The sequence below is a fragment of the Candidatus Eisenbacteria bacterium genome (genome assembly GCA_035712145.1).
Taxonomy (GTDB): domain Bacteria; phylum Eisenbacteria; class RBG-16-71-46; order RBG-16-71-46; family RBG-16-71-46; genus DASTBI01.
Window position 1 is genome coordinate 1 of sequence record DASTBI010000006.1, and the last position, 12,239, is coordinate 12,239.

Below are 12,239 nucleotides of genomic sequence, written 5' to 3' on the forward strand. Positions count from 1 at the left end.
GCACGGCGGCCGCCGCCGGCAGATCCCAGCCACTCGCGAACACCGAGAGCGAGCAGAACGCGCGCCGAGCTGCCGGTCCCAGAGCGTCGACGCTCCACTCCAGCGTGGCGCGCAATGTGGCGTGACGCCGCGACGCCGGCAGGCTCTGGCTGCGCAGCAGGAGCAATAGCCGGTCGAGGCGGGCTGCGATCTCGTTCACGGTCAGCACCTTGATGCGCGCCGCCGCCAACTCGATGGCGAGCGGCAGTCCGTCCGTCGCGCGGCAGATCTCCTTGACCGCAGGAGCGGTCGATGCCGAGAGCTCGAACGTAGCCGACACGTTTCGCGCCCGGTCCACGAACAAGGCGACCGAGGCATGGCGCAAGAGCGATGTCGGATCGGCGCCCTCGGTGGCCAATGGCTTGGACAGCGGCGGCAGCGGATAGACCTGCTCTCCCTGCAAGTCCAGCGGCTCGCGGCTCACCGCCAGGATCGAAAGCGATGCGCAGGCGGCGCGCAGCTCCTCCACCATGGCCCGGCAGGCATCGATCAAGTGCTCGCAATTGTCGAGCACCAGCAGCGTGCGCTGATCCCTCAGGTGCTCGACCAGCGCGCTCGTCAGCGAGGCGTCCGAATGCTCGCGAATGCCCAGTGCTCGAGCGACGGCCAGAGGCACACGGGCAGGATCCGAGAGCGGCGTCAGATCCACGAGCCAGACACCGGCAGGGTGGCGGTCGAGCGCGCGCTGGGCGAGACGCAGCGCGAACCGAGTCTTGCCGCCGCCGCCCGGCCCGGTGACGGTCAGGAGACGCCCCTCACCCAGCAGCACCTCGCAATGGGCGAGGTCCGTCTCGCGGCCGACGAAGCGATTCAGCTCTGCCGGAAGGTTGTGGAACGATGGGCTGCGACGGAATACGACCGTATCGTCGCCCGTCGGGGGCGGGCTCGTGTCCATGAAAGAAGCCTAGCCACCCGAGCCCTGGATGTTCAATCGCCGCGTGCTATTCCGCCACCACCACGCCAGTTGTGCCGCCGTAGCCGTCGACGCTGGTCGGTGCGCCGGGGGGCGGCATCCATGCGCCGCCGTCGATCCGGAGGTTCACCTGATGGACGCCGGGCTCGAGGATCATGATGGCCGACCAGCGATCGCCGCCCTGGTGCTGAAGCTGGATCGGCTCCCAGCGGGTGAAGTCGCCGGTCATTTCCACCATGCGCGCCCCCGGGGCGCGCACGTCGAAGCTCCACGAATCCCGGCTGACGCGGCGCACGTGCCACTTGGTGGCGGTGGCGCGCGCCACGAGCGGCGTCTCGAGCACGGTGGAGCGCCAGTGGGATAGACGGACGCCGCAGGTGGCGCGCGGCGTCTCGGCCGGCTCGATGAGGTAGAGCTCCGGATCGCGGCTCCCGAACGTCGCGAAGGCCGCGAGGTTCGGGGCCACCGCATAAGCCGCGGTGGCCTGCGCCCAACGGCGCGGCCCTCGCGTAAGGCTCAGCGTCACGCCGGCCACCGATTCGAGCTCGAGCCGGCTGGATTGCCAGTGAGCGGAGACGCGCGTGGTGGTGAGCGCGACGCGCAGGAGCTGGTTGCGAGCGCCCGGTCCCGTGGCTTCGTCGCTCACCCCTACGCCAGGCCCCGAGCCCTTGACCGAATCGCGCGGCGGTGGCTGCGCCGGATCGGGCAGAAGCCCCGAGCGCTGCTCGAGGTCGAGTGAGACCGTGAGACCTCGATGACGCGTCCACGTGCCGAAGCCGATCAGCGGCCGATCGCCGAGCTGACCGGTGAGGCCGAAGGCCTGCTCGGTGGCGAGTCCCATCCACGCGCCGGCCGTGCGCGTGGCGAAGTGGAGGCGCGCCTCGGCCCGCGCCAGACCGCGATCCGACCATCCCGGACCAACACGATGAGCAACCAAAGCCTTGAGCTCGATGGGCAGTCGGCGGATCGGGTCGAGCACGTACCCACCCGACAGCTTCGTGGCGCGAAAGGCCGACACGTCTTTGAAGCCGGAGGCCATCACAGTGCCCACCAAGACAGCGCGCTGCCCATCGAGCGCGAACGTCGGAGCGAGCCGGAAGGAAGCGCCCGGCAGGTCGCTGTCGTAGGACGCCGCGACGCCGGTCGTGGCGCGCCACTGCGCCAGGGCCGGAGAGGCCAGGATCGGGGCGAGCAGCACACAGAATGCGACGCGGCGCTTCATCGCACACCGGTCCGCGGAGGCGGCATGCTCACGCCAAGACCTTGCAGCCGGGACATGGTCGCGGCCGCGGGTGAGACGCCCTTCTTGATGTCGCTCTCGACGCGCGAGCGGAGCCTCAGGAGATCGTCGTCCTTGGCGCCCATGCGCGAAGCGTGGAGCAGCGCGGAGGACGCCGTCTCGACCGGCACGCGGCGCGTCACCAGGTCGGCCAGCACCACGAGCGGCACCAGCAGCGAGCCCTTGGGACGCATCTTCCGCAAACGAGCCAGCGTGTCGGCCGACACTCCGCTCATCAGAGCACCCGCGCCCGCCGAGATCTCGCCGGGGGTGGACTCGACCCCCAGCGCCTCCCGGGCGGCCGAGAGCGCGGCGAAACGCTCGCGCACCGCGGCGATGATGCGCTCGGGCGGTGCTTGCTTGCTCGCTCCTTCGACCGCGGTGAGGAGCAGCGGCTCGTACGGAACGCCCTGCTTCCGCGCGGCCTCGGCGATCCTCCACACTTCGTCGCTGGTCGCCGGGTCGAGCCGATCGAGCAGGCGGCGGTCGACGGTTTGGCCATGCGCGGCCAGCGACACGAGCAGTGCCGAGATCACCGCCAACAACGCGACTGCGCGTCTCACGTCGATTCCTGTCCTCCCACCACGATCACCGAGTTGCGGATGCCGAAGCCATCCTCGGGCGCGAGCGGCGCGGCCGGATCGGCCACCCAGCGGTCGCCGTCGACGATGAAGGCATAGACGTGACGTCCCGGGGAGACCGGGATCGCCGCCGTCCACGCGCCGCCTTCGCCGCGCACCATGGGCGTCGCCGCAGGATCCCACTCGTTGAAGTCGCCGACCACCGTGACCTGCGAGGCCTTGGGTGCGGTGAGGACGAACTGCACCAGCCGCAGCTCGCGGGTGGTGGAGACCTTGGCCACTCCGGGCGGCAGGCCTGGAGCCGCTGCCGGCTTTCCGAATTGACCATGGAGAGTCCAGCCGAGCACCGTTCCGAGGATCAGGCTCGCCGCGATCCTCATGGCCGGGCTCCAGATGATCGCGAATCGCGCCGGCCGGATGCTCACCACCCCGCTCGGCCTCGACTCGCGCCGCAGCCGGTCCATCAGCCGCACCTTGGCCGCGGCGTCGGGAGGTCCGACGCGCGGATAGGCGTCCGCCATCCTGCGGCTCAGCTCGCGGTCGTCATCGTGCTCCATCGGCCCTCTCCTCTCGCTCCAGCATGGGACGCAGCCGGTCGCGCGCCCGCTTCACCCTCATCTTGAGCGCCGACACCGAGGCGCCCGTCATCAGCGCCATCGCTTCGTAGTCGAGCTCTTCGCCGTACTTGAGCAGGAACGCCTCGCGCAGCATGGGATCGAGTCGCTCCAGCGACACCTGCAGCTCGTCGTGCAGCTCCCTCCCGTTCTCCTCGCGGCTCGCTACCCTCTCCAGCACCGTGTCGTCTCGCACCATTCGCTTCTCGTTGCGCCAGCGCCTGCCGGCCAGTCGCCGGCATTCGTTCACCACGATCCGGTACAGCCATCCTCGAAACGCGTCCTGCTCCCGATACCGCGGAAGCCCCCGGTAGGCGTGGACGAAGGCTTCCTGCAGCGCGTCCTCCGCGTCGTCGCGATTGCCCAGCATGCGTCTGGCGAAGCGGGTGCAATCGTCGTAGTAGCGATCCACCAACCGTCCAAAAGCCTCGACCTCTCCCGCGCACGCGCGAGCCACCAGTTCGGCATCGGTCATGCGGTCCTTCGGCACCACGCATGGTCGGTCACGACTACCTCGGCAGCATCACCAGCTTTCGCGTGATCACCCGGTCGGAAAACGCGACACGAGAAAAATACATGCCGATTCCGGCGCGCGAGCCGTCCTCGCGCGCGCCGTTCCAGCGGAACTCTCGACCACCCGGCGCCATCTTTCCCTTGAAGAGGGTGCTGACGCGCCGGCCGTGGAGGTCATAGATCCCCACGTCCACGTCCTCCTCACGCTGACTGATGACCGAAAAGCGCGTGCCTTCGACGAAGGGATTGGGCACGCTCGAGGAGACCTCGCGATCGTCGACGAAGATCTGGAAGAAGGCGTGGCGCTCGACCACGGGGTCCAGGGGGTCGCCTTCCACGTACAGGATGACCTCCATATCGTGCGGGCCGGAGAGCAGCATGCCCAGCTGGAACCCGATGCTCCACATGGCGGTGGTGTCGACGGCGGCGCACGGCCCGCTGCGAGGACGCAGACGGAGCGTCACGCGATGCGGATCGAGGACCTGCGCGTCCACGACCTCGCCGCAGTAGTAGGGGAACCATCCCCACAGGGAGAGCCAGACCGGCTCGTGCGTGGTCGGCGGCGCATGCGTGGTCCAGCCAGAAAGGCAGCGCGCCTGGTAGCTCGGATGGTTCGGCGGTCCCGGAGGCTGCGGCAGCGGCGTGTTCGGATCGGGCCATACGTCGAAGCCCCAATCGGCTTGTGCGACCACCGTGGACTCGGGCCAGATCAGCGTTCGCGTGATGTGGATGAGGTGATGGCCTGCCGGCAACATTCCCAGCGGGAACGACTGCGTCCAGGTGCGGGTCGTGTCGCCGCAAGGCGCACCCGGCCGCATGGTGAACGCGATCGACGTCGAGTCCGAGGTGACGTCGACGATCTCGCCGCAGTCGTACGGGAAGAGCCCGTGGAAGACTGCGGTCGTCGGTTCCTGCGCGTTCGGCTGGGATGGGGTCGTGTAGCCGTAGGCCAGGTACGGCATGAGCCAGTTCGGGATCGGCACGCCCGGCGGCGGCTCCGGCGGCGGCGGGCTGCCCAGGTCGATGACCGGGAAGGTGAAGGACGCGCTCTCGGTGATGCTGTCGGTCCTGGCCTCGTTCACGAAGATGCGCGTCACGGTGAGCGTGTGGTCGCCGAGCGGCAGGTACCCGAGATCGAAGTCCCAGGTCCAGGTCCGGGTCGTGTCGCCGCAGATCTCGGAGGCCTTCACCAGCCTGATCTGGATGTGGCTCGAGTCGATCACCAGCCGGTCGCGGATGCCGCCGCAGTCATAGGGGAACCACCCATGGAGCCGAATGATGGTGGGCTCGCCGATGTTCGGCGGGTTGGCTCCGACGTTGGAATAGAAGGAGATGTACTTGAGCAGCCAGCTCGGCGGCTCGGGGGGGTCCTGGGCGAAGCCCGGGGTGCCGGCGAACAAGCACCCGCCGACCGCGAGCACGGCGAAGAGATGGCGGCGAAACCTCATGGACGCTCCAGAACCCGGGCCAACAGCATGACGCGTTCCCTCTGAGGTTTACAACCCCGGATGGGGGGCCGAAGTCACAAAAAGAGGGCGGATCCGCAGTCAGTGATCCGGACGAGAAAGGTCTCTAGACCGGGTTGGGCCTGGAGCGAGCCTTCTCGGCGAGGCTCTCGAAAAAGGCCGCCGTATCCGCGGGCGATGGGTGATCGAGCAGGAAGCGGCTGACGAAATCGTCGGCGCCCGGGAACGCGCTCGCCCGGATGGCCGCCGCCGCCGCCTCGATGTCGTAGGCCGTCCTGCGATGCTCGATGCCGGGCCCGATCAACGCCCAGAAAGCGCCAAGCGACTCCTCGTAAGGCATGCCGACGCTGCCGGCGTTGGCGAAGCGGATGTCACCGATCTGGCGGTCGATCTGCATGTGCGTGTGTCCACCGATCACGGTGCGCTGCTCGACTCCGGCGAAGACCTCCCGCAACCACGCTTCGGGTGTGAGGGCGGTGATGATCTCCTCGTCGCTCCGCGGCGAGCCGTGGACGAAGAGCGTGGGCCCGAGGGTGTCGACGTCGAGCACCAACTGCTCGGGAAGAGCGCCGAGGAAATCGAGCTGCTCTTCGCTCAGTTGAGCGCGCACCCAGGGCACGCGCTCGGCCCAGGTCGGCGGCACGCTCGGGCCAGGACTCACGACCTCGCGCTCGGTGTTGCCGCGGATGAAGCGGACGTCGGTGTCGAGCGTCGTGAGGCGCTCGAGAACGTCGGCCGGGAACGGTCCGGCGACGATGTCGCCACCGATCAGGATGACGTCCGGACGCACCTTATTCAGCTCGGCCAGCACGGCGTCGAGCGCGAAGCGATTCCCGTGGATGTCGTAGAGAGCCGCAATCCTCATTCTCGGATTCCCCGGGCGAAGCGCCGCGCGCGCATCACATCACTTCACTCGCACGATCCAGCCGGTCGCGACCTGGCCGCGCGAGCTGATGCGGGCGAAGTAGACGCCGGGGGGAACGCTCGAGCCTTCTGCCGAGCGCCCGTTCCACGGGATCGTGTACGAGCCCGAACGCCGCACGCCTTCGTCGAAGCGCCGCACCAGCCGCCCCGCGGCGTCGAACACATCGACTGCGACCGGTCCCGAGACCGCGATCGAGTAGCGAATCGAGGTCGCGTCGCGGAAGGGATTGGGGCCGGCGCGCAGCTCGAGGCCGAGACTCGCGATGGGCCCGGAACCGATCCCGAGCACGTCACAGATGGCGTTCTCGCTGCCAATCAACCCGCAGCCCGAGCCCTCGATGAGCGGGGACGTCCCCTGCAGGCTGTAGTTGCCTTCCAGGGTCGGCGCGCCCGCGCAGGGCTTGGCATTGCAGAACACCGGGTCTGCCGCAAACGAGCTGGTGTACGTGGCGGTCCCTCCGATCACCTTCGCCGGATCGACGTCGCAGCAGGCGAAGTCGACGAAGCCGTCGGTCGCGATGGAGACCGACTCGCCCACGCCCGCGCCGATGCAGTTCCCCCAGATGACCGTGTTCTCGATCGTGACGTTGCCGTCGTTGGCCACGGCCACTCCCGCTCCGCGCTCGTACGCGCGGTTGCCGGTGATCGTGCAGCCGCTGATGACGCCGTCCGTGTCGTAGCCCAGATGGATCCCGGCGCCCATGCGTGTGCCTTCCGTCGTGTTGTTCGAGTTGCCGGCGATCAGGCAGTCGCGGATGTCGACGATGCAGAGCTGGCCCGTCGAGATGCCGGCGCCGATGTGGGCCATGTTGCCGCGCACTTCGCAGTCGAGCATCGTGAGCCGCGAGTCCTGGACCTGAACCCCGCCACCGGTGCCGCCCGACGTGATGCCCGCCGCCCGGTTGCCGTCGAACGAGCATTGCGTCGCGGTGACGTTCGAGTTCTGCCAGGCGAAGAGGCCCGCACCCGTTCCGCGCAGCGCGAAGTAATTGTCGGTGAAGGAGCAGACCTCGAACGTCACGTTCGAGCTGCTCGCATACGCTCCCGCCCCGAGCGCGCCACCCGGGCCGTCATCGGCCGTGCTGCTCGCGATCACACAGAAGCGGAACGTCGCGGTCACCCCCGAGAGATTCAGGCCGCCACCCCAGCCCGGCGAGCTCGGGATCGTCGGCGTACGCGGCGCGAAGCCGTTGCGGATGGTGATGCCCTGCACCAGGACGCTGGTCTCTCCCTGGTTGATGTTGATGCCGCGCGACTGGCCCTGGCAGTCGATGGCGCAGAGCGCCGGGTTGCCGCTCTGAGAGCGCAGCGTCAGGTTCTTGCCGAGGAACCTGAGGTCACGGTTGCGGGAGCCGGTGAAGACGCCGTCGCCGAGAACGATCACGTCGCCCGAGACCGCCGCGTCGATCGCATCCTGGATCTTTGCGAAGTCACCGCCGCCGTCCGGCCGCACGGTGTAGGTGGCGGCGGAAGCGGCGGTCGCGAAGAGCACGGCAATGAAGCCGAGAATCGCCGAGCGGGGGGTCATTGGCGAGCCTCCACGGTCCTGGGGGGTGGGTATTTCCCGCGGACGGAAGTCTACGCCCGATCCCCGGCAAGAGGGAGCGTTTCGATTCTCCGGCAAACGAAACCCCCGGGCCGCGGTGGGCCCGGGGGCTTTGCTGCGGCTCTCGCCTACTTGGCCGTCGCGCGCGTGCTGGGGTCGTCCGCGGGATTGACGTACGTGAGCTGGAACGGGCCCATGCCGTGGACCTGGAGGACCGTTTCCTTCTTGCCCGCCATGGCGTAGTGCCGCATCTCGCCGGGGAGGACCACGTAGCCACCCGCGGGCAGCTCCTTCATGGCCGCCTTGTCGAAGCTCTCGCCCATGCCAATCAAGAGCGAGCCGGAAATGACCGTGACGTGCTCGTCGGTCGGGTGCCAGTGCGGATTGATCTTGTAGTTCGCCGGCATCTTCAGCCGCACGACGTACAGACCCTCCTTGCTCGGATCACCGGCGAGCACCGTGAACTGAGCGCCCTTCTCGAGGACCGGCGGAGGGTCTCCCCACTTGAGATCCTTGCCCGTGTAGAGAGTGTTGTGGCCCGGCGCAGTCGCATCCTCGGCGAAAGCGGCTCCAGCGAACGCAGCGAACAGGACGGAACACCACAGCAGGGTCTTGCGCACTTGCGGCCTCCTATCAAGGGGGATAGTGGACCGCGGAAGATACGGCGTCCGGCTACTCCAACGCCACCAGCTTGGCCGTGGAACGGAGGTCGCCGGTTTGGAGCGTGGCGAAGTAGAACCCAGGACCCACGCGGCGTCCGGCGTGATCCAGGCGCTGCCAGCGCGCCACGTGACGTCCCGCCTCCCGAACACCCTCGAGGAGCACCGTCACTTCGCGGCCCGAGAGGTCGTGAATCGCCAGGCGCACTCGGCTCGGACGCGCCAGCTCGAAAGCCACCGCGGTCTCGGACGAGAACGGATTGGCACCGGCGAGCGAAAGCTCGCCCGCTGCAGGAACGATCGGATCGACTGCAACGGGGCCGGCGGGCTCGACGACCAGGATGCCGTCGGTGCCGTCCTGGAAGTTGATGCTGACCGCGATGCCGCGCGCGTCGCTCGCCTGACCGGGGGTCGAGAACTCGTTCACCACCCGCGAGTCCCCCGGCGCGACCTCGATGGTGGACCCCGTGCTCACCAGATGGTCCACGGCGCCGCTGGGATGCGCCACGAACAGGCCCTGGCCACCGTTGTTGAAGCCACCGCTGAAGACGACGTCGCCGTTGTCGAGATAGGTGAGCGGGAACGCGAACGTGTAGGTCACACCTGCCGGAAGGCCGGCCACCTGCTGGCCGGTGCGCACCACGAGCTCGATGACGCCTCCACGCTCGACGAACAGCGCCGAGACCTCGTCGAGGATGGAGCCGCCGAGGGTGCCGACGGTGGCATGGAACGCCAGCTCGCCGGACTCGCTGATGCGCGCGCCGAGCGGGAATCGCTTGAACGAATTGCCCGCCGGGAATCCCGGAGCCGCTTCGCCCTGAGTCGTGCTTCCCGACGGCATGCCAAACGTGACCATCTCGAGGCCCGATCCTCGTACGGCGTAGATCGCGTTCGCCTTGTTGTTGGTCCCCGGCACGTCGACCCGCGCTCCGAAGGCGATGTGGCCTTGCTCGTTCCTCACCACGTCGACCACGTCGTCGTGGCCGAAGGTGCGGAATCCCGAGTTGCCCAGGAACTTGGCGTTGGGGTGGCCCATCCCCGGCGCCGTGTCTCCCTCGCGGACGACGAGCTGCAGCCCGCTCGGGCCTTCGCTCCAGATGCCTTCGTCGTTGAGGTCGCCCGCGCCACCTTCCATGAGCATCGCGTTGAACGTGATGTGCCCTTGCTCGTCGAGGTCCCAGTTCTCGAACGCCGGCAGGTTGAGGCTGGTGCCGTTCCCGAACTTGACGCCGGCAGGGACGCCGGGAGCCTGGGTGCGCGCGAGCGCGATGACTTCGAGCGTTCCGGTCGCGTCACGCCAGAATCCGTGGTCGTTGATCCCGGAAGAAGAGCCCACGCTGTAGCGCGCGTTGACCACGATGTGCCCGGCGCCCACCAGCGTGTGGAACCACTGGAAGAACGTGGCGCCGGGCGGCGTTCCCGGCGGGTGGTCGGTCTGGCGGAAGATCAGCTCGCGGGAGCCCGTGCGGTCGGCCCACACACCCTGCTCGGTGAAGGTCTGCCCCGGAGGCATGAAGCCACCGTCGAACGAGGTTTGTGTTCCGGAGACACGCGCCGGCCCCGGGATGATGCCCGGCAGCGCAAAGAACGTGGACCCGGTCCCCGTTGCTGCCTCGCCGGTGAGGACGATGGCCTCGAGTGTTCCCTCGCGGCTCACGAAGAGGCCGTGAGGACTGAACGAGTTGTCCCAGCCGCCCGCGAAGGAAACGTTGCCCTGCGCGTCGATGAGCGGGAACGGGTCGGATGGACCCATTGGCGCCGTTCCAAGCCAGGTGAAGTGTGCGCCGGGGACTCCGGGCACCGGATCGCCGGTGAGGGCGATCGGGCGGAAGCGATAGATCTCGGCGGTAGCAAAGGCCGGCGCCAGAAACACGACCGGCAGGAGCACGAGGAGAGAGCCTGGGGGTCTCATGGGGGTGTTCCTTTCGTGCGATGCGGGCTCGGCACAACCACCGTGCTCCCGTGAAGGAAGGTGAGGCAAGCGGAAAGCGACGCGTTGCCCCGCCGGCGTGGCAGGCGTGGGGATTTGGAGCGATTGCGATAGCCGTGTCGTGCAGCCGGCCTCTACAATCGGTGTCCCTTACTTACTCTTCCGGAGGCCGCATGCCGCGCTCCAGGCTCGCCTGCATTGCCTTGCTGTTTGCCGTCTTCGCGCCCGTTTCATCGAGCGCGCAAATCTTCCCCCCGCTCGGCGTTTACGTCAGCCCCACAGGGTCGACCACCAGCAGTTGCACTCCTGCCAACCCCTGTGACCTCGCCACCGGGTTCTCACAGCTGGATCCTGGAGAGGTGATGCGAATGGCCGGCGGCAATTACTCATGGACGACCGGACCGCTCCCGATCCAGAGCAACGTCCGCATCGAAGGCGGCTTCGTCGCCGGTTCGTGGCGCAAGGACCTGTCGGTGCCGACCACGATCACGATCAATCCCCCGCTGGCGACGGCCACCGTCGGGCCGACCACCGTCGGCTACTACGCCGGGCTCAACTTGGTCGGGCTGAGCAACGTCACGATCGCCGACCTCACACTGAGCGTGATGCCCAGCGGCGCCTCCGGCGCAACCTCGAGCCGAGGCCGAACGGTGTACGCGGCCCGCCTCGAGGGCTGCTCGAACGTGGCGTTCTCCCGGGTGAACGTGATTCGGGGACCTGGCAGCGCCGGCTTCTTCGGTGCGACGGGCACCACGGGCGCGAATGGCGGCAACGCCCTCGCCGGCGCTGTTGGAAGCGGTGATAACGAGGACGCCTGCGGCAGAGGCGGAGCCGGCGGCGCGGGAGGCGGTGGTTCTTTGACCACACCTGGTCCCAGTGCTTGCTCGTCCAGCTCTATGGCCGGCTGGGGCTTCGACGGCGTGAGCGGCTCCGCCGATCGCAGGGGCGGCCACGGAGGCTCTGGCGGTTCGGGCGGAGCCTACTCGTACTACCACGGTGCTCCCGGCGGAGACGGGGGCTTTGGGTTCAACAACTTCGCAACCGGTGGAGCTGGTGGCGGCCGGGGTTCAAGTGGGGATTGCCAGGGAAGCGCGGGTGGCGCAGGCAGTAACGGCCCCGCGGGTGCGCCAGGCACCTCGTTTACCCCCGGAGTGCGGCCTGCCCTGGGACCTGCCAATCGTGACGTCTACTTCGTGCCTGCTCAGGCTTCGAGCGGCGGCGACGGTGCGGGTGGGCGTGGCGGCGGCGGCGGCGGCGGTGGTGGTGGGCAGGAAGGTTTCCTCTGCATCGACGGCGCCGGCTCCGGCGGCGGCGGTGGTGGCGGCGGTGGGCAGGGCGGCACCGGCGGAGGGGGAGGCTTCGGCGGCGGCTCGTCGTACGGCCTCTATCTGGTGAGCAACGGTTCGAACGTGAGGCTCACCTGCTGCACGTTCGCCACCGGACCTGTGGGCGGTACCGGCGGAAGCGGTGGCACCGGTGGGGGCGGAGGGCTCGGCGGCAGTCGAGGAAACGGTGGCCCCGGCAGCAGCGAGATCGGCGCGGGCGGCAACGGGGGCACGGGCGGTGCGGGCGGCGCGGGTGGGCGCGGACAGGACGGCGCCAACGGCGAGAGAGTCGACATTCTGCTGCAGAGTGGCACCGCGGCGGTCGTCGTGAGCAGCGGAGACGTCGACGGTGACGGGCGCGAGGATGTGTGCGACAACTGCATCGGCATCGCCAATGCGAATCAGGAAGACGACGACCTCGACGGCTTGGGAAATGTGTGCGAAGGCGTT

The 12,239-nt window shown here is 68.5% G+C and carries 11 protein-coding genes; 1 reads left to right on the forward strand and 10 read right to left on the reverse strand.

Translation table 11 applies throughout. The annotated features are described in order from the left end of the window. The 10 genes from VFQ05_00260 to VFQ05_00305 all read right to left on the reverse strand — a co-directional run. Window positions 1-934 (reverse strand): AAA family ATPase (locus tag VFQ05_00260; GenBank protein HET9325183.1); only part of this gene is annotated, 934 nt, incomplete at its 3' end. A gap of 46 nt (window positions 935-980) precedes the next feature. Next, entirely contained in the window at window positions 981-2,174 is a 1,194-nt protein-coding gene (locus tag VFQ05_00265) for a glycogen-binding domain-containing protein (protein HET9325184.1), read from the reverse strand. Beyond that, on the reverse strand, window positions 2,171-2,794 hold the full coding sequence (locus tag VFQ05_00270) for a hypothetical protein (GenBank protein ID HET9325185.1): 624 nt from the start codon (window positions 2,792-2,794) through the stop codon (window positions 2,171-2,173). The genes VFQ05_00265 and VFQ05_00270 overlap by 4 nt, the downstream gene beginning before the upstream one ends. Further along, window positions 2,791-3,369, reverse strand: coding sequence for a hypothetical protein (locus VFQ05_00275; GenBank protein ID HET9325186.1), 579 nt, complete (start codon window positions 3,367-3,369; stop codon window positions 2,791-2,793). Before VFQ05_00275 ends, VFQ05_00270 begins: the two co-directional genes overlap by 4 nt. Next, window positions 3,356-3,901, reverse strand: coding sequence for an RNA polymerase sigma factor (locus tag VFQ05_00280; protein ID HET9325187.1), 546 nt, complete (start codon window positions 3,899-3,901; stop codon window positions 3,356-3,358). Before VFQ05_00280 ends, VFQ05_00275 begins: the two co-directional genes overlap by 14 nt. A 34-nt stretch (window positions 3,902-3,935) precedes the next feature. Beyond that, entirely contained in the window at window positions 3,936-5,387 is a 1,452-nt protein-coding gene (locus VFQ05_00285) for a T9SS type A sorting domain-containing protein (protein HET9325188.1), read from the reverse strand. A gap of 124 nt (window positions 5,388-5,511) precedes the next feature. After that, window positions 5,512-6,270, reverse strand: a complete 759-nt coding sequence (locus tag VFQ05_00290; protein ID HET9325189.1) for a metallophosphoesterase family protein — start codon at window positions 6,268-6,270, stop codon at window positions 5,512-5,514. A 39-nt stretch (window positions 6,271-6,309) separates the two neighbouring features. Then, entirely contained in the window at window positions 6,310-7,857 is a 1,548-nt protein-coding gene (locus tag VFQ05_00295) for a right-handed parallel beta-helix repeat-containing protein (GenBank protein ID HET9325190.1), read from the reverse strand. Window positions 7,858-8,003: 146 nt separating this feature from the next. Then, entirely contained in the window at window positions 8,004-8,495 is a 492-nt protein-coding gene (locus tag VFQ05_00300; protein ID HET9325191.1) for a cupin domain-containing protein, read from the reverse strand. A 52-nt stretch (window positions 8,496-8,547) separates the two neighbouring features. Further along, window positions 8,548-10,446 carry a choice-of-anchor tandem repeat NxxGxxAF-containing protein gene (locus VFQ05_00305; protein HET9325192.1) on the reverse strand — a complete coding sequence of 633 codons (1,899 nt, stop codon included), beginning with the start codon at window positions 10,444-10,446 and terminating at the stop codon, window positions 8,548-8,550. Window positions 10,447-10,826: 380 nt separating this feature from the next. Between VFQ05_00305 and VFQ05_00310 the strand changes: the two genes are divergently transcribed. Continuing rightward, window positions 10,827-12,239, forward strand: a 1,413-nt coding sequence (locus VFQ05_00310; protein ID HET9325193.1) for a gliding motility-associated C-terminal domain-containing protein, incomplete at its 3' end; no start/stop codon positions are given.

Excerpts from the sequence above, each read along its gene's own strand:
- VFQ05_00295 (HET9325190.1), bottom strand. The coding sequence starts at position 7,857 with ATGACCCCCCGCTCGGCGATTCTCGGCTTCATTGCCGTGCTCTTCGCG.
- VFQ05_00290 (HET9325189.1), bottom strand. The coding sequence starts at position 6,270 with ATGAGGATTGCGGCTCTCTACGACATCCACGGGAATCGCTTCGCGCTC.
- VFQ05_00265 (HET9325184.1), bottom strand. The coding sequence starts at position 2,174 with ATGAAGCGCCGCGTCGCATTCTGTGTGCTGCTCGCCCCGATCCTGGCC.
- VFQ05_00305 (HET9325192.1), bottom strand. The coding sequence starts at position 10,446 with ATGAGACCCCCAGGCTCTCTCCTCGTGCTCCTGCCGGTCGTGTTTCTG.
- VFQ05_00275 (HET9325186.1), bottom strand. The coding sequence starts at position 3,369 with ATGGAGCACGATGACGACCGCGAGCTGAGCCGCAGGATGGCGGACGCC.
- VFQ05_00285 (HET9325188.1), bottom strand. The coding sequence starts at position 5,387 with ATGAGGTTTCGCCGCCATCTCTTCGCCGTGCTCGCGGTCGGCGGGTGC.
- VFQ05_00280 (HET9325187.1), bottom strand. The coding sequence starts at position 3,901 with ATGACCGATGCCGAACTGGTGGCTCGCGCGTGCGCGGGAGAGGTCGAG.